Annotated in this window: 16 protein-coding genes; 12 read left to right on the forward strand and 4 right to left on the reverse strand. The window is 71.8% G+C overall.

Going from position 1 to position 16,260, the window contains the following annotated elements:
* The first annotated feature begins 33 nt into the window (after nucleotides 1–33).
* The 4 genes from HZS56_RS16775 to HZS56_RS16790 all read left to right on the forward strand — a co-directional run bounded on the left by HZS56_RS16775 (nucleotide 34) and on the right by HZS56_RS16790 (nucleotide 3,848).
* Nucleotides 34–960 carry an ABC transporter ATP-binding protein gene (locus tag HZS56_RS16775; protein ID WP_216721499.1) on the forward strand — a complete coding sequence of 309 codons (927 nt, stop codon included), beginning with the start codon at nucleotides 34–36 and terminating at the stop codon, nucleotides 958–960.
* Nucleotides 957–1,706, forward strand: coding sequence for an ABC transporter permease (locus HZS56_RS16780; protein ID WP_216721500.1), 750 nt, complete (start codon nucleotides 957–959; stop codon nucleotides 1,704–1,706). The genes HZS56_RS16775 and HZS56_RS16780 overlap by 4 nt, the downstream gene beginning before the upstream one ends.
* A gap of 194 nt (nucleotides 1,707–1,900) precedes the next feature.
* Complete coding sequence (locus tag HZS56_RS16785; RefSeq protein WP_216721501.1) at nucleotides 1,901–3,172, forward strand: sensor histidine kinase; 1,272 nt, start codon at nucleotides 1,901–1,903, stop codon at nucleotides 3,170–3,172.
* Nucleotides 3,162–3,848: a response regulator gene (locus HZS56_RS16790; RefSeq protein WP_216721502.1), complete on the forward strand. Its 687-nt coding sequence runs from the start codon at nucleotides 3,162–3,164 to the stop codon at nucleotides 3,846–3,848. Before HZS56_RS16785 ends, HZS56_RS16790 begins: the two co-directional genes overlap by 11 nt.
* A gap of 54 nt (nucleotides 3,849–3,902) precedes the next feature.
* On the opposite strand, the gene glgX is transcribed toward HZS56_RS16790, so the two are convergent.
* Nucleotides 3,903–6,164: a glycogen debranching protein GlgX gene (gene glgX / locus HZS56_RS16795; RefSeq protein WP_374201177.1), complete on the reverse strand. Its 2,262-nt coding sequence runs from the start codon at nucleotides 6,162–6,164 to the stop codon at nucleotides 3,903–3,905.
* A 374-nt stretch (nucleotides 6,165–6,538) separates the two neighbouring features.
* On the opposite strand from glgX, the gene HZS56_RS16800 reads away from it, so the two are divergent.
* The 7 genes from HZS56_RS16800 to HZS56_RS16830 all read left to right on the forward strand — a co-directional run bounded on the left by HZS56_RS16800 (nucleotide 6,539) and on the right by HZS56_RS16830 (nucleotide 12,760).
* Nucleotides 6,539–7,789 (forward strand): L,D-transpeptidase, encoded by a 1,251-nt coding sequence (locus tag HZS56_RS16800; protein WP_216721503.1) that lies wholly within the window; start codon nucleotides 6,539–6,541, stop codon nucleotides 7,787–7,789.
* A gap of 167 nt (nucleotides 7,790–7,956) precedes the next feature.
* Nucleotides 7,957–9,156 carry a L,D-transpeptidase gene (locus HZS56_RS16805; protein ID WP_216721504.1) on the forward strand — a complete coding sequence of 400 codons (1,200 nt, stop codon included), beginning with the start codon at nucleotides 7,957–7,959 and terminating at the stop codon, nucleotides 9,154–9,156.
* A 134-nt stretch (nucleotides 9,157–9,290) separates the two neighbouring features.
* The gene (locus tag HZS56_RS16810) at nucleotides 9,291–10,058 is read left to right on the forward strand and encodes an enoyl-CoA hydratase/isomerase family protein (protein ID WP_216721505.1); all 768 of its coding nucleotides are present in this window, start codon (nucleotides 9,291–9,293) and stop codon (nucleotides 10,056–10,058) included.
* A 318-nt stretch (nucleotides 10,059–10,376) separates the two neighbouring features.
* A complete protein-coding gene (locus HZS56_RS16815) occupies nucleotides 10,377–10,883 on the forward strand; it encodes an ATP-binding protein (protein WP_216721506.1) in 507 nt (168 codons plus the stop codon).
* Between the two features lie 101 nt (nucleotides 10,884–10,984).
* Entirely contained in the window at nucleotides 10,985–11,629 is a 645-nt protein-coding gene (locus HZS56_RS16820; RefSeq protein ID WP_216721507.1) for an ADP-ribosyltransferase, read from the forward strand.
* 106 nt (nucleotides 11,630–11,735) lie between these two features.
* A complete protein-coding gene (locus HZS56_RS16825) occupies nucleotides 11,736–11,948 on the forward strand; it encodes an EF-hand domain-containing protein (RefSeq protein WP_216721542.1) in 213 nt (70 codons plus the stop codon).
* 65 nt (nucleotides 11,949–12,013) lie between these two features.
* Nucleotides 12,014–12,760, forward strand: coding sequence for an NADPH-dependent F420 reductase (locus HZS56_RS16830; protein WP_308408086.1), 747 nt, complete (start codon nucleotides 12,014–12,016; stop codon nucleotides 12,758–12,760).
* Nucleotides 12,761–12,782: 22 nt separating this feature from the next.
* Here the strand turns inward: HZS56_RS16830 and HZS56_RS16835 are convergent, their stop codons facing one another.
* Entirely contained in the window at nucleotides 12,783–13,337 is a 555-nt protein-coding gene (locus HZS56_RS16835) for a glycoside hydrolase family 25 protein (RefSeq protein WP_216721509.1), read from the reverse strand.
* A gap of 130 nt (nucleotides 13,338–13,467) precedes the next feature.
* Nucleotides 13,468–14,886, reverse strand: coding sequence for an MFS transporter (locus HZS56_RS16840; RefSeq protein ID WP_216721510.1), 1,419 nt, complete (start codon nucleotides 14,884–14,886; stop codon nucleotides 13,468–13,470).
* Nucleotides 14,887–15,344: 458 nt separating this feature from the next.
* Between HZS56_RS16840 and HZS56_RS16845 the strand changes: the two genes are divergently transcribed.
* A complete protein-coding gene (locus HZS56_RS16845) occupies nucleotides 15,345–15,731 on the forward strand; it encodes a Rossmann-fold NAD(P)-binding domain-containing protein (RefSeq protein ID WP_216721511.1) in 387 nt (128 codons plus the stop codon).
* Here the strand turns inward: HZS56_RS16845 and HZS56_RS16850 are convergent.
* A complete protein-coding gene (locus tag HZS56_RS16850) occupies nucleotides 15,688–16,236 on the reverse strand; it encodes a TetR/AcrR family transcriptional regulator (RefSeq protein ID WP_216721512.1) in 549 nt (182 codons plus the stop codon). The genes HZS56_RS16845 and HZS56_RS16850 overlap by 44 nt on opposite strands.
* Nucleotides 16,237–16,260: the final 24 nt, after the last annotated feature.

The raw sequence follows: 16,260 nt of genomic DNA on the forward strand, positions 1-16,260 counted from the left end.
CGCCGGACCCGCGACCGCCGGGACGCTGGTGCCATGCCCGTCATCGAAGTCACCGACCTGCGCAAGACCTACGGGGACCGCCCCGTCGTCGACGGTGTGTCCTTCGCCGTCGAGGAGGGCGAGATCTTCGGCGTCCTCGGCCCCAACGGCGCCGGCAAGACCACCACCGTCGAGTGCGTCGAGGGCCTGCGCGTCCCCGACGCGGGCCGGGTCCGGGTCACCGGCCTCGACCCCGTCGCCGACCACGAGCGCGTCGCCCGCGTCCTCGGCGCACAGCTCCAGCAGAGCGAACTCCAGGCCAGACTCACCGTCCGCGAGGCCCTGGAACTGTACGCGGCCTTCTACCCGAGGCCCGCCGACTGGCGCCCGCTCGCCGAGCGGCTCGGCCTCGGCGCGAAGCTGGACACCCGGTTCGGCAAGCTGTCCGGCGGTCAGAAGCAGCGCCTGTTCATCGCCCTGGCCCTCGTCGGCAACCCGCGCGTCGTCGTCCTGGACGAGCTGACCACCGGCCTCGACCCACGCGCCCGCCGCGAGACCTGGCAGCTCATCGAGGACGTCCGCGCGGGCGGCGTCACCGTCCTGCTGGTCACGCACTTCATGGAGGAGGCCCAGCGCCTGTGCGACCGGATCGCGGTGCTCGACCGGGGCCGGGTCGCCGCCCTCGACACCCCGGCCGGGCTGATCCGGCGCTCGGCGGGCGCCACCGTCATCAGCTTCACCCCGTCCGCGCCGCTGGACGACGAGGACCTGCGCGCGCTGCCCGGCCTCGTCTCCGCCGAAGGCTCCGCCGCGGACCCCGCGGGGCGCGGGGACGGCCGCGTGACCCTGACCGGCACCGACGAGACGGTCAACGCCGTCATCACGCTGCTCGCCCGCACCCGCGTCACCGCCCACCAGCTCCGGGTCACCGACACCACGCTGGACGACGCCTTCCTGGACCTCACGGAGGCCCCCGCATGACCACCGACGTCTTCCACACCGCCGTGCTGAGGACCGAACTGCGCCTGTTCCGCCGGGAACCCGGCGCCCTGTTCTGGATGCTGTTCTTCCCGACCGTGCTGCTCGCGATCCTCGGCTCCATCCCGTCCTTCCGCGAGGCCGACCCCGCCATCGGCGGGCTGCGCCCGGTCGACGCCTACGTGCCGGTGGCCGTGCTGCTCGGCCTGACCGTCGGCGGGCTCCAGGGCATGCCGCAGGTCCTCACCGGCTACCGGGAGCGCGGCATCCTGCGCCGGATGTCCGCCACGCCGGTGCGTCCGGCGGCGCTGCTGTCCGCGCAGATGGTGGTGTGCGGCGGGGCCGCCCTGCTCTCGGCGCTGCTCGCGCTCGCGGTCGGCCGGCTCGCCTTCGACGTCGCGCTGCCCGAGCAGCCCCTCGGCTACCTCCTCGCGCTGCTCCTCGCGGTGCTCGCCGCGCTCTCCCTCGGCGCCCTGCTCTCCGCCCTGTCCCGCACCACGAAGATCGCCGGTGCGGTCGGCTCGGCCGCGCTCTTCCCCGCGATGTTCTGCGCGGGCGTGTGGCTGCCGGTGCAGGCCATGCCGGACCTGCTGGCCCGCATCGTGGGCTGGACCCCCTTCGGCGCCGCCGCGCAGGCCCTCAACGAGGCCGCGGCCGGCGGCTGGCCGGGCTGGTCCCACCTGGCGGTCCTGGTGGCCTGGACGGTGGTGCTCACCTCGGCGGCCTCCCGCCGGTTCCGCTGGGAATGAGCGCGCGGATGACCGGCACGGGCGCGGTCGCCGGCACGGGTGCGGTGGTTGGCACGGGCGTGGTGGCTGTCAAGGGTGCGGTGGCTGGCGCGGGTGCGGTGGCTGGCGCGGGTCCGATGACCGGCACGGGCGCGGTTGTCGGCACCGGGTCGACGACCGGCACCGGTACCGGACCGGTGACCGGTACCGGCCCGATGACCGACACTGGCCCGGTGAGTGAAACGGGAACCGTCGAGGGCCAGTGGACGGCGTTCCACCAGTGGGGGCCGTACGGCCTGCTCGCGGTCGGCACGGTCGTCGCCGCCGCGGCCTCCGACCTGATCGGCACGACCGCGGACCAGTGGTACCTCGCGGGAGCCCTGATCGTGGCCGCCGTCGGCCTGCAACTGCTGTGGTCCCGGGCCGCCCGCACCCGGCCCGGCCCGACCCCGACGAGCGTCTGCCTCTACTTCGCGCGCTGCGCCATCGCGTTCGTCCTGGCCTGGCTCAACCCGCTCTTCGGGTTCTACGCGTACTCCGGCTACTTCGGCGTCGACCGGCTGCTGCCACCCCGGCTGCTCAAGCCGGGACTGTTCCTCACGGCGGTGACGATCGCCGGCTCGCAGTCGGGCGGGATGCCGCCGGGCGACGCGGCCGGCTGGGTACTGTTCGGCGCGATCCTCGCGGTCAACGTCGTCCTCCTCGTGGTGTTCGCCCGCCTCGCCGAGACGGAGGCCGCCCGCGGCCGCGCCCGGGTCGAGACCATCGCCGAACTGGAACGCACCAACACCGCGCTCCAGCAGGCGCTCGACGAGAACGCCGCCCTGCACACCCAACTGCTCGTCCAGGCCCGGGAGGCGGGGGTCGCCGACGAGCGCAGGCGGCTGGCCGCCGAGATCCACGACACCCTCGCCCAGGGGCTGACCGGCATCATCGCCCAGCTCCAGGTCGTGGCAGCCACCGAGGACGCGGACCTCGGGCGCGACCACCTCGACCGGGCCCTCGCCCTGGCCCGGCACAGCCTCGGCGAGGCCCGCCGCTCCGTGCACAACCTCGCGCCGGCCGCGCTGGCCGAGGACGGGCTGCCGGACGCGTTGAAGAAGACGGTGACGGAATGGGGCGAGCGCACCGGCGTCGAGACCGGGTTCACCGTCACCGGCACCGCCGAACACCTCCACGACGAGGTCGCCGCCACGCTCCTGCGTATCGCCCAGGAGGCCCTGTCCAACACGGCCCGGCACGCCGCCGCCGGCCGGGCCGGCGTCACCCTCTCCTACATGGGCGACGAGGTCACCCTCGACATCCGCGACGACGGCCGTGGCTTCGACCCGCCGGCCGCCCGCAAACGCACCGGCACGGGCGGCTTCGGCCTCGACGGCATGCGGGCGCGCGCCGAGCGCATCGCCGGGTCGCTCACCGTCGAGGCGGAACCGGGCCACGGCACGGCGGTCTCCGCTCGCGTACCGTTGGTCCGCCATGACCGATGACAGCGCGACCGACAGCGCCACTGAGAGCGCGAGCGGCGCCGACGCCGCCATCTCCCTCCTCGTCGTCGACGACCACCCCGTGGTCCGCGACGGCCTGCGCGGCATGTTCGAGTCCGCGCCCGGTTTCCGTGTCCTCGGCGAGGCGGCCGGCGGCGCCGAGGCCCTGACCCTGGCCGCCGCGCTCGACCCGGACGTGATCCTCATGGACCTGCGGATGCCGGGCGGGTCCGGCGTGGACGCCATCCGGGAGCTGACCCGGCGCGGCGCCCGCGCCCGGGTGCTCGTGCTCACCACGTACGACACCGACTCCGACACCCTGCCCGCGATCGAGGCCGGCGCGACCGGCTACCTCCTCAAGGACGCGCCCCGCGACGACCTGTTCACCGCCGTCCGCGCGGCGGCCGAGGGCCGCACGGTGCTCTCGCCGGCGGTCGCCTCCCGCCTGGTCTGCGCCGTCCGCGCCCCGAAGGCGCCCGGCGGCGAGCCCCTGTCCGCCCGCGAGCGCGAGGTGCTGGCCCTGGTCGCGCGCGGCACCTCCAACAAGGAGATCGCCCGCGAGCTGTTCATCAGCGAGGCGACCGTGAAGACCCACCTCACCCACCTGTACGCCAAGCTCGGCGTCAAGGACCGGGCGGCGGCCGTCGCGGCGGCGTACGACCGCGGCATCCTCGGCTGACCGTTTCTCCTCAGTGGAGACACGTCCCCCGTCGACGTCCCCCGTCGTCCCCGCTCACCCCGCCCGCAGCAGCAGCACCGTCCGGGCCGGGACCCGGATCGCCGCTCCCGCGGGGTGCGCGGTGTCCGGCGCCCCGTCCTGCTCCTCCCGGCCTGTGTCGACGACGACCTCGTACCGCTCGGCCCACGGCGGGCCCGGCAGCACGACGTCCACCGGCGCGTCCCCGGCGTGCAGGACGGCCAGGAAGCTGTCGTCGGTGACCGGGGCGCCGCGCTCGTCGCGGCCCGGGATGTCACGGCCCGACAGATACATGCCGAGGGTGGCCGCGGGGGCGTACCAGTCCCGTTCCGTCATCTCCGTGCCGCCCGCGGTGAACCAGGCCAGGTCGCGCAGGCCGTCCGCGGAGTGCGCCCGGCCGGAGAAGAAGGCCCGGCGCCGCAGGACCGGGTGGCGGTGGCGCAGGGCGATCAGCCGGGACGCCAGGTCGAACAGGGGGCGCCACTCCGGGTCGTGGAGCAGGCTCCAGTCCACCCAGCCGGTCTCGTTGTCCTGGCAGTAGGCGTTGTTGCTGCCGCCCTGGGTGCGCCCCATCTCGTCGCCCGCGACCAGCATCGGCACGCCCGTCGACAGCAGCAGCGTCGTCAGCAGGTTGCGCAGCTGGCGCCGGCGCAGCGCCCGTATGTCCGCGTCGTCGGTCTCGCCCTCCGCGCCGCAGTTCCACGACCGGTTGTCGTCCGTGCCGTCCCGGTTGCCCTCGCCGTTCGCCTCGTTGTGCTTGCGCTCGTAGGACACCAGGTCCCGCAGCGTGAAACCGTCGTGCGCGGTGACGAAGTTGACCGACGCGTACGGCCTGCGCCCGCCCCAGGCGTAGAGGTCGCTGGAGCCCGACAGGCGGTAGCCCATCTCGCGCACGTCCGGCAGCGCGTGCCGCCAGAAGTCCCGCACCGCGTCCCGGTAGCGGTCGTTCCACTCGGTCCACAGCGGCGGGAACGCGCCCACCTGGTAGCCGCCCGAACCCACGTCCCACGGCTCGGCGATCAGCTTCACCCGGCGCAGCACCGGATCCTGCGCGATCACCGCGAGGAACGGGGACAGCATGTCGACGTCGTGCATCGAGCGGGCCAGCGCCGCCGCCAGGTCGAAGCGGAAGCCGTCGACGCCCATCTCCGTGACCCAGTACCGCAGCGAGTCGGTGATCAGGCGCAGCACATGCGGCTGCACGACGTGCAGGGTGTTGCCGCAGCCGGTGTAGTCGGCGTAGCGACGGGCGTCGGACTGGAGGCGGTAGTAGCCGTGGTTGTCGATGCCCTTCAGGGAGAGCGTCGGGCCCAGTTCGCCCGCCTCCGCCGTGTGGTTGTAGACCACGTCGAGGATCACCTCGATGCCCGCCGCGTGCAGCGCGCGCACCATCCGCTTGAACTCGCCGACCTGCTCTCCGGTGGTGCCGGAGGCGGCGTAGGCGGCGTGCGGGGCGAAGTAGCCGACCGAGTTGTAGCCCCAGTAGTTCCTGAGGCCGCGGTCCAGGAGGTGGCTCTCGTGTGCGAACTGGTGCACCGGCAGCAGCTCCACCGCCGTCACGCCGAGGCGGGTCAGGTGCTCGACCGCCGCCGGGTGCGCCAGGCCCGCGTACGTGCCGCGCAGCTCGGGAGGGATGCCGGGGTGGAGCCGGGTGAAGCCCCGCACGTGCAGTTCGTAGATGACGGAGTCCGCCCACGGCGTCTTGGGCCTGCGGTCGTCCGACCAGTCGTCGTCGTCATGGACCACGACGCCCTTGGGTACGTACGGCGCCGAGTCCCGGTCGTCGCGCACGGTGTCCGCCACCCGCTGGTCCGGCCAGTCGCGGACGTGACCGTACACCTCGGGCGGCAGGCCGAAGTCGCCGTCGACGGCCCGCGCGTACGGGTCGAGCAGCAGCTTCGCCGGGTTCCAGCGGGCGCCGGTGAACGGGTCCCAGCGGCCGTGCACCCGGTAGCCGTAGCGCTGTCCGGGCAGCACGCCCGGCACGAAGGCGTGCCAGATGCCGTGGGTCTGCTCGGCCAGCCGCACCCGGCTCTCCCGGCCGCCCGAGCCCGGCGCGTCGAACAGGCACAGCTCCACCGACTCCGCCCCGCCCGCCCACAGCGCGAAGTTGGTCCCCGCCACCTGGTCCGGGCCGGTGCGGAACCGGGCGCCCAGCGGCACCGGGGTACCCGGCCGGGCGGCGACGGCGGGCGGCGGCCCGGCGGTGTCCTGGGGGTCGCCGGTGCCGGTGTGCCGTACGCCGGTGTGCCGTACACCGTTGGCCACGGAACCGTCGGCCACGGCGGCGTCGACCACGGAGCCGTCGACTACAAAATCGTTGACCACGGAACCGTCGGTCACGGAATCGTTGACCACGGAGCCGTCGGCCACGCCGGCGTCGGTCACGGAGCCGTCCGCCGGGGAGCCGTCGGTCCCAGCGGTGTCGGCCACCGCGCCGTCGGCCGTGGCGGCGGTGGACCCGTCCGTGGCGTCCCGTTTCCCGGCGACCGCCTCCTGCTCGGCTGCGCTGGACACCTGTCAGCCTCCCACGGCTCGCGGAACGACGTCCGGCACGAGCGCGTGCGGCGTCCCGGCCGCCGCTCCCCGTCGCGTCGCTCTCCCCACAGTTCTGCCCACCGGTTGGCTCGCACTCACGTTTCCCCAGGACCGGCCGGTCGTTACGGGTGGATGTGAGGCACGTACACGGGCGCGCACGGCGCGCGGGCGCCGCTCTGGCCGCCGTACTGACATGGGCAGGACTGCTGGCCGGGACCACCGGATGCACCTCGGACGGGGGTGGGACCGGCTCCGGCATCGCCTCGGGCATCGGCGAGATGTTCGGCAAGGCCCCGGCCGCGGAGGACGTCATCCGGATCGCCCCCGGCGACGGCGACAAGGCCGTCCCGCCGGACGAGGAGCTGACGGTGCGGGTGCCCGACGGCCGGCTGGAGTCGGTGAAGGTCCGCAGGTCGCAGGACGCACGGGAGACCGAGGTGGCGGGCCGCATCTCCGAGGACGGCCGCAGCTGGCGGCCCGACGACCGGCGGCTCGCGCTCGCCGCCAAGTACACCGTCGACGCCGTCGCGGTGGACGGCGGCGGACACCGCTCGGCCCGGCACACCACCTTCACCACCAAGGTCCCCGGGGAACGCTTCATCGCCTACGTCGCTCCCGAGAACCGCTCGGTCGTCGGCACCGGGATGATCGTTTCGCTGGAGTTCAACCGCGAGATCACCGACCGCGCCGCCGTCGAACGCGCCGTCTCGGTCACCGCGGAGCCCGCCACCGACATCCGCCCCCACTGGTTCGGCAAGGACCGCCTCGACTTCCGGCCCGAGCAGTACTGGAAGCCCGGCACCGAGGTCACCGTCGACCTGCGCCTGCGCGACGTCGAGGGCGCCGAAGGGGTCTACGGACTCCAGGACAAGACCGTCTCCTTCACCGTCGGCCGCAGCCAGGTCTCCCGCGTCGACGCCCTCCGGCGGACCATGGAGGTGCGCCGCGACGGCACCCTGCTGGCCACCGTGCCGATCACCGCGGGAGCCCCGACCACGCCCACGTACAACGGCAGAATGGTGATCACCGAGCTGCTCGACGTCACCCGGATGAACAGCCGCACGGTCGGCTTCGGCGGCGAGTACGACATCCCCGACGTCCCGCACGCCATCCGGCTGACCAGCTCCGGAACCTTTCTGCACGGCAACTACTGGGCGCCCGCGGACACGTTCGGCCGGGCCAACGTCAGCCACGGCTGCATCGGGCTGCGCGACGTCAAGGGCGGCGCCGGCGAGACCCCGGCGGGCTGGTTCTTCGACCGCAGCCTCGTCGGCGACGTCGTCGAGGTGGTCCACAGCAAGGACAGGACCGTCGCGCCCGACAACGGGCTGGGCGGCTGGAACATGAACTGGAAGAAGTGGACGGCGGGCAGCGCGGTGAAGTGACACGGACGCCCCACCCTCACCCCCTCCCTCGCCGTTCCGTCCAACTCGGTACGGAACGGTGACATTTCACCTGTGCCCTGCGCCCCTGGCCTGCGGTTACGATCTGCCGGTGCGCGTCGGCGCACCGGGGTGTGCGGGCCGGTCGCGGCCCGGCGAGGGGAGACAAGGTGAACGTGCGTCCGATATCGGGGGCGGTCCTCGGGGTGCTGTTGCTGGCCGTCACCGCGTGCGGCGGGGGCGGTTCGGGCTCGGGGGCCGCGGACGGCAAGGGGAACGGCAAGGACTCCACGGCGGCACAGAGCAAGCAGTCCGAGGCCGTCGTCACGGTCGCACCGGAGAACGGGGCCAAGGCCGTCGAGACCGACGGCGCCCTGAAGATCGGTGCCGAGAAGGGCAGACTCACCGAGGTCGTCGTCAAGGACGCCAAGGGCACGGAGGTCGACGGCGAGATATCCAAGGACGGCGCCACCTGGACGCCGTCCACCCACCTGGCCGCCTCCACCACGTACACCGTGCACGCGGTCGCCAAGGACTCCGAGGGCCGCTCGGCCGCCGAGGACTCCCGCTTCACCACCCTGACGCCGAAGAACACCTTCGTCGGCACCTTCACGCCGGAGGACGGCTCGAAGGTCGGCGTCGGAATGCCGTTCTCGATCCGCTTCAACCGGGGCATCACCAACCCCGAGGACGTCGAGAAGGCCATCCGCGTCAAGACCGAGCCGGCCGTCGAGGTCGAGAGCCACTGGTTCGGCAACGACCGGATCGACTTCCGGCCCGAGAAGTACTGGAAGCCCGGCACCGAGGTCACCGTCGACCTGAACCTCGACGGCGTCGAGGGCCGCGAGGACGTCTACGGCGAGCAGGCCAAGACCGTCTCCTTCACCGTCGGCCGCAGCCAGGTCTCCGTCGTGGACGCCAAGAAGCACACGATGAAGGTCGTGCGGGACGGCAAGACCGTCAAGACCATCCCCGTCACCACCGGCTCGCCCGGCTACGAGACCTGGAACGGCCAGATGGTCATCACCGAACGGCTTCCCGTGACCCGCATGAACGGCGAGACCGTCGGCTACGGCGGCGAGTACGACATCAAGGACGTCCCGCACGCCATGCGCCTGTCCACCTCCGGCACCTTCATCCACGGCAACTACTGGGGCGGCGACGCCTTCGGCAACCGCAACTCCAGCCACGGCTGCATAGGGCTGCGCGACGTGCGCGGCGGAGGGGACGGCAAGACGCCTGCCGCCTGGTTCTTCGAGAACTCGCTCATCGGCGACGTGGTCGTCGTGAAGAACTCCGAGGACGACACCATCGCCCCGGACAACGGCCTCAACGGCTGGAACATGTCCTGGGAGAAGTGGAAGGCCTGAGCTGTCGGTGACTCCTTCGGTGACTCCTCCGGGAGAGCCGTCCGGGAGAGCCGGACGTACGGCCCCGGTGCCGCACCTCGTTGTGAGGTACGGCACCGGGGCCGTTCCCGTTAGTGTTCGTTAACCTGCTGGGCATGACCGTAACCCTCGAAGTCGCGGACGGCGTCGGTACGCTGCGCCTGGACCGCCCGCCCATGAACGCACTGGACGTCGCCACCCAGGACCGGCTCAAGGAACTGGCCGAGGAGGCCACCCGGCGCGAGGACGTGCGCGCCGTGGTGCTCTACGGCGGGGAGAAGGTGTTCGCGGCCGGCGCGGACATCAAGGAGATGCAGGTGATGGACCACGCCGCGATGATCCTGCGGGCCCGCGCCCTCCAGGACTCCTTCACGGCGGTGGCCCGCATCCCCAAGCCGGTTGTCGCCGCGGTGACCGGCTACGCGCTGGGCGGCGGCTGCGAACTCGCCCTCTGCGCCGACTTCCGCGTCGCCGGGGAGAACGCGAAGCTCGGCCAGCCCGAGATCCTGCTCGGCCTGATCCCGGGTGCGGGCGGCACCCAGCGCCTCTCGCGGCTGGTCGGCCCCTCCCGGGCCAAGGACCTGATCTTCACCGGCCGCCAGGTCAGGGCCGACGAGGCGCTGTCCATCGGCCTGGTGGACCGCGTCGTACCGGCCGCCGAGGTCTACGAGCAGGCGCACGCCTGGGCCGCACGGCTCGCCAAGGGGCCCGCGACCGCGCTGCGGGCGGCGAAGGAGGCGGTCGACACGGGGCTCGAGACGGACATCGAGACCGGCCTCGCCGTCGAGCGGAACTGGTTCGCGGGTCTGTTCGCGACCGAGGACCGCGAACGCGGGATGCGCAGCTTCGTGGAAGAGGGCCCGGGCAAGGCCGAGTTCCTCTGAAGCCTCTCCCGAGTCCGCGCCACAACAAGTACAAGTTTCACCCGAACTCCCCGCGCGTCACTTGCAATTGACTCGATGTCTCATCAGGGTCCCTCGATGGGGCGGTTTATGGCAGCCTTAACGCACCATTAAGCCTGTCTTGTCGAGGGAGTCCGTCGCTTGTCTCCGGCAGAGCCGTCCCCCCAGGTCAACGGGGCTTTTCCCGGTGCCAACCTGCCTCTGGCATATGCCGATCGACCGTCGGCCGGTCCGGCCTTCGCAGACGCGTATTCCCCGGGAACGGCCCCGGGGCCCGTGGGGGGCGGCCATGATGGGGGCATGGCGGGGCTGGAGGGTACGGGACAGCCGCGGGGAGCCGGACGTGCGACCGCGGCGGCGCGCTGGTCGCCGGCGGTCGAGGACGAACGCGCACTCAAGGCGCTGGAACTGTTCGGCAACCCGACGGAGCACGAGGTTCCGTTACCGTCCCTCCCCGAGTCCGCCGCCACCGCCCGCCGGCTGGCCCAGGTCGTCGCCCTGCGCCAGTGGAAACTCGGCCCCAGGATCACGGAGGACACCGTCCTCCTCGTCTCCGAGCTGGTCGGCAACGCCGTACGGCACACCGGCGCGCGGGTCTTCGGCCTCCACATGCGCCGCCGCCCCGGCTGGATCCGGATCGAGGTCCGCGACCCGTCGAGGGGGCTGCCCTGCCTCATGCCCGTGCAGGAGACGGACATCAGCGGACGCGGGCTCTTCCTCGTCGACAAGCTGTCCGACCGCTGGGGAGTCGACCTGCTGCCGCGCGGCAAGACCACCTGGTTCGAGATGCGGGTCGTGGACCGGTGAGCGCGGGACCATCTCCCGTGTGAGGCAACCTGGTTCGCCCAACACGCCACCTACGGGTGAGAATCCGGAACGCGCTGCTCCGCAGCCGGGATCGTGGGCGCATGATCTCCACACGTCTGCGCCGCCGGGCGGCCGCCGCCGTCCTGTCGCTCTCCGCCGTCCTCACCACCTCGGCCGCCACCGCCCCCGGCTCGGCCGCCGCCACGGCCCCCGCCGCGGCCCCGGCGGCGGCCCCGGCGGCGGTCCCCGCCCAGGCCGCGCCCGCCTGTCCGCAGTTCGACGACAAGGCCAAGGCCGCCGCCGACCGCGGTGTCGACCTCGACCGCATCACCCCCGAGCCCGTCTGGCGCACCACCTGCGGCACCCTCTACCGCAGCGACAGCCGGGGCCCGCAGATCGTCTTCGAGGAGGGCTTCCACGCCAAGGACGTCTACAACGGCCAGTACGACGTCGAGAAGTACGTGCTGGTCAACCAGCCCTCGCCGTACGTCTCGACGAGCTACGACCACGACCTCTACAAGACCTGGTACAAGTCCGGCTACAACTACTACGTCGACGCCCCCGGCGGCATCGACGTCAACAAGACCATCGGCGACACCCACAAGTGGGCCGACCAGGTCGAGGTCGCCTTCCCCGGCGGCATCCAGCGGCAGTACATCATCGGCGTCTGCCCGGTCGACCGCCAGACCAAGACCGAGATCATGAGCGACTGCGAGAGCAACCCGCACTACAAGCCCTGGCACTGACCGCCGAGGGGCAGTTCAGGCGGGTGGTCGCCGCACCGCGTGCATGGGCGGGAAGTTAATCTGACCTGCGTCAGAAGGACCCATGCACGACACGAGGGGCGGACCGGTGGCGGACATCGAGGAAGCACGCAAGCAGTTCGAGCGGATCGACACGGACGACGACGGATTCATCACCGCGGCCGAGTTCAAGACCGCGCTCGCCCAGGGCGGCGACTGGAACGTCACCGAGTCCGTGGCCGAGGCGATCATCGCCCGCCGCGACCTCGACGGCGACAAGCAGCTGTCGTTCGACGAGTTCTGGGCCCACCTGAACAAGTGACGACGCCACCAGGGGCGCCCGACCGGTTCACCCGGACGGGCGCCCCTTCGGTGGAATAGCACGATGTGCCCCGAGGTTGGAGCTGGGCACCGGCGCGAGCCGACGGCTCCGCACGACACGACCTCCGGAAGGCCAGGCGAGTCACCATCATGAAGATCGGCATCATCGGCGCGGGCAACATCGGCGGCAACCTCACCCGGCGCCTGACCGCCCTCGGACACGACGTCTCCGTGGCCAACTCACGGGGACCGCACACGCTCACGGCACTCGCCGAGGAGACCGGCGCCACCCCGGTACCGGTGGAGGAGGCGGCGCGCGGCGCCGAGATCGTGGTCGTCACCATCCCGCTGAAGCGCGTCCCGGACCTGCCCTCCGGCGTCCTCGACGGCGCGGCCGACGGATTCGCGGTCCTCGACACCGGCAACTACTACCCGCGGCAGCGGGACGGCAGGATCGCGGGTATCGAGGACGAGGGCGCGACCGAGAGCCGCTGGACCGAGGGCCACCTCGGCCACCCGGTAGTCAAGGCCTTCAACGGCACCTACGCCCAGGACATCCTGGACCGCCACCGCCCGGCCGGAGCGCCCGACCGCATCGCGCTCCCGGTGGCCGGCGACGACGCCGCGGCCAAGGCGAGGATCCGCGCCCTGATCGACGAGCTGGGTTTTGACACAGTCGACTCGGGTGGTATCGACGACTCCTGGCGCCAGCAGCCCGGCACGCCCGTATACGGCCTGCGCGCCGGCGTCGACGGCGTCACCGAGGCCCTGGCGAAGGCCTCCCCGGAGCGGCCGGCGGACTTCCGGGGCTGATACCGCTCGCCCGGAGACCTGCTCAGGGCTGCGCCCACTCCTTGAGCGCGGCCTTGCCGGAGAAGTCCGCCACGTTCGTGTCGACCGGGTCGTCGGTGTACTGGTGGAAGCGCCAGTCGGCCTGGATGCGGGGCTTGCCGGCCGACACGTAGTCGGCGATCCAGAGGCCGTCGCCGGCGTACGAGGTGTCGTCGACGTTGAGCCAGAAGTTCCTGTTGCAGTAGAGCAGGACCCTGTGGTCCGGCCGCAGGGACTTCACCTTCTTGATGAAGCTGTCCTTCTCGGCGTTGCTCGCGTGGGTGCCCTCGCCGTTCGACTCCCAGTCGACGGCGAGGATGTCACCCTTCTTCTCCGGTGCCTTGGAGACGAAGTACTCGGCCTGGGCGGTCAGGTTGCCCGGCCACAGGAAGTGGTAGAAGCCGACGACGAGGCCGGCGTCACGGGCCCGCTTCGTCTGGGCCGCGAGCTTGGGGTTGATGTACGAACGGCCCTCCGTCGCCTTGATGAAGGCGAACGAAAGACCGTCCGTGTCGTAGCTGGAGGACTGGTACGCGCTCACGTCGATGCCGCGCAGCATGCGAACTCCCTCGGATGCCTGGTGGGTTTGAAGTGCCCAAGGGGCGGAGGTTGTTGTTATGCCCGGGATCGGCTCGCGTACGCCGGGCGCGCGGACGCTCGGCTTCCGGTGGTGGTGAACGCCGGTCGGATCAGGGGCCGGAGGTGGTGACCGGGGCCGCCGGGGTGTGGGTGCCGGCCGCCGGGGTCTCGCCCTCGTCCAGGGAGACGTCCTTGGTCTCCTTGCCGAGGAGCAGCGCGGTCAGCGTCAGCACCGCCATCGCGGAGAGGTAGACGCCGACCAGCCACGGCGAGCCGTCCGCGGCCTCCCACAGGGCCACCGCGATGAACGGGGCGACGGCCGCGCCGAGGATCGAGCTGACGTTGTACGAGATGCCGGACCCGGTGTAGCGCACGCTCGTCGGGAACAGCTCCGGCAGCAGTGCGCCCATCGGTCCGAACGTCATGCCCATCAGCGTGAAGCCGAGCACCAGCCAGAGCACCACACCGAGGGTGCCCAGACCGATCAGCGGCACCCAGACCAGGCCGAAGACCACGATGGCGGCCGTGATCCAGATCAGGGTGGTGCGGCGGCCGTACTTGTCGGCGAGCGGTCCCGAGACCAGGGTGAACGCGGCGAAGAACAGCACGCCGAAGATCATCATCAGGACGAAGGTCGTGTAGCTGTAGCCGAGCCCCGGCACGTCGGCGTCCTCGGCGGCACGGCCGTAGCTCAGCGAGAACGTGGTCATCAGGTAGAAGAGCACGTACGTCGCCAGCATGATGAAGGTCCCGAGGACCAGCTGCCTCCAGTGGCCCTGGACGACCGTGGCCAGCGGCAGCTTGCGCACCTTGCCGGTCTCCCGGGTCTTGGCGAACACCGCCGACTCCACGAGCCGCGAGCGCACCCACAGGCCGATCGCGACCATCACGGCGGAGAACAGGAACGGGATGCGCCAGCCCCAGTCGGTGAACGCCTCGGACGGCTGCGTGGGATCGGCGCCCGCCGCGGACGGCAGCAGCGCCCCGATGATCAGGAACAGGCCGTTGCCGATGATGAAGCCGAGCGGGGCGCCCAGCTGCGGGAAGGTGCCGTACAGGGCCCGCTTGCCGCTGGGGGCGTTCTCGGTGGCGACCAGGGCGGCGCCGCTCCACTCGCCGCCGAGCGCGAAGCCCTGGGCCAGCCGCATCAGCACCAGCAGCGCGGTGGCGGCCCAGCCTGCCTGCGCGTAGGTGGGCAGCACGCCGATGAGAAAGGTGGCGATGCCCATCGTGAGCAGCGAGACCACCAGCGTCTTCTTGCGGCCGAGCCGGTCACCGAGGTGCCCGAAGAAGACGGCGCCGATCGGACGCGCGACCATCGCCGCGCCGAAGACCGCGAACGACGACAGCAGGGCCGTGGTCGGGTCGCTGTTCGGGAAGAAGAGCTCCGGGAAGACCAGTACGGCGGCGGTCGCGTAGATGTAGAAGTCGTAGAACTCGATCGTCGTGCCGATGAGGCTGGCGATGAGGACCCGCGACCGGGGATTGACGGGGGTCTGGACTGCTGGGCCGGAGGCCGGTGCGGACATGGCTCGGTCTTTCACGTGCGAAACATGGGTACCGCAACGATCTCAGGCGTCTTGTTTTCCGGAAAGCGCGTGTCACGATGTGAGACGCTCTGACTGCCGGCACACCGGCCCCCCAGCAGCCAGACGTCCGTCGCGGCGAGCCCTCAGCGCCCGTACCGGGCACGGCACCGGGCAACGGGTGAGCACGGTGGCCGAGCGTGACCTTCGAATGTCGAGTGCCGCGCCACTCAGCCGTGTGAACAACCTTGCGGGGCCACGCGTCCAGGCGTGGAGGGGTTCCGTGGCGGAGCGCACGGGAGGCGCGACGGCCGACGGTATGGAAGCTGGTCGCGTCGCCGGCGGTGACCAGGAGGACTGTGACGATCCTGGCGCCGACGTCAGGACCCGGGAAAGGGCGGGCCTCCAGCAATCCGTCTTCCGTTCCAGTGGTCGTCGCAACACCCCAGTTCAGGGATGCGATGGACTTCAAGGTTCGGGAGCTGCGGACAGTAGCTCAGAGGCCAAGGCCCGCCACCACCAGCGCCGGGCGCACCGCGTACCCGACCAGCAAGCTGGCCGCGATCTACCTGATTCACGAGTACGCGCGCCGGCTGCCGACCGGCATCGACGCAGCGGGCTGCAACCCGGGACTGGTCCCCGGCACCGGCCTCACCCGCAACGCCGGCCCGGTCGCCCGGTTCGCGATGCGGCGTGTCATGCCGGCGACGACCCTCACGCCGTTCGCCACCAGCCACCCCGCTCCCCGAAGTGGCCGCCGCCTGACCACCGGTCAGTACGGCCCTGGCGAGTCCCGGGGCGGCGTCACTCGGGCCAGATCCGGGCCGCGTGGCGGGCCGCGTCCATGAGCCGTGCCCGGTCGGCGCCGTCGCGAGCCAGAGCGGCCATGCCCGCCAGTACGGTGTCGACGAACGCGGCTACGCCGTCGGCCTCTGTGGCCGACGCGAGTTCTCCCTCGGCGGCGGCCCGGTGCAGACGTGCCCGGATCATGTCGCGTGTCCTGCCCCGCCGTTCGGCGAGCCGTGGCTCGCCCATGACGAGGCAGCCGGGGGGCTGTCCGGGTGCGGAGAAGTGCTCGGCCGAGGACTGCAGCAGGCGCTCGATCGCCTCCCGTGCCGTGGGTGCCGACAGGTCGCGCTCCAGGTCCTCGTCCAGACGTTCGGTGTAGAGCGCGCACGCCTTCTCGAACAGCGCGTCCTTGTCGCCGAAGGCCGCGTACAGGCTCGGTGCGGCGATCCCCGCCTCCTTGCACACCTGCGCGACGCTCACCCCGTCGTATCCGCGCTCCCAGAAGGCGCGCATCGCCATCATGAGCACCGCGTCCTTGTCGAACGTTCTCGGTCTGCCTGCCATGAGCCATATTTTAGCGCACGCTAA

The sequence above is a fragment of the Streptomyces mayonensis genome, from assembly GCF_018982965.1.
Lineage (GTDB): Bacteria > Actinomycetota > Actinomycetes > Streptomycetales > Streptomycetaceae > Streptomyces > Streptomyces mayonensis.

Coding starts and splice junctions, on each gene's coding strand:
- HZS56_RS16775 (WP_216721499.1), top strand. CDS start 34: ATGCCCGTCATCGAAGTCACCGACCTGCGCAAGACCTACGGGGACCGC.
- HZS56_RS16780 (WP_216721500.1), top strand. CDS start 957: ATGACCACCGACGTCTTCCACACCGCCGTGCTGAGGACCGAACTGCGC.
- HZS56_RS16785 (WP_216721501.1), top strand. CDS start 1,901: ATGACCGACACTGGCCCGGTGAGTGAAACGGGAACCGTCGAGGGCCAG.
- HZS56_RS16790 (WP_216721502.1), top strand. CDS start 3,162: ATGACCGATGACAGCGCGACCGACAGCGCCACTGAGAGCGCGAGCGGC.
- HZS56_RS16810 (WP_216721505.1), top strand. CDS start 9,291: ATGACCGTAACCCTCGAAGTCGCGGACGGCGTCGGTACGCTGCGCCTG.
- HZS56_RS16815 (WP_216721506.1), top strand. CDS start 10,377: ATGGCGGGGCTGGAGGGTACGGGACAGCCGCGGGGAGCCGGACGTGCG.
- HZS56_RS16820 (WP_216721507.1), top strand. CDS start 10,985: ATGATCTCCACACGTCTGCGCCGCCGGGCGGCCGCCGCCGTCCTGTCG.
- HZS56_RS16835 (WP_216721509.1), bottom strand. CDS start 13,337: ATGCTGCGCGGCATCGACGTGAGCGCGTACCAGTCCTCCAGCTACGAC.
- HZS56_RS16840 (WP_216721510.1), bottom strand. CDS start 14,886: ATGTCCGCACCGGCCTCCGGCCCAGCAGTCCAGACCCCCGTCAATCCC.
- HZS56_RS16845 (WP_216721511.1), top strand. CDS start 15,345: ATGGACTTCAAGGTTCGGGAGCTGCGGACAGTAGCTCAGAGGCCAAGG.
- HZS56_RS16850 (WP_216721512.1), bottom strand. CDS start 16,236: ATGGCAGGCAGACCGAGAACGTTCGACAAGGACGCGGTGCTCATGATG.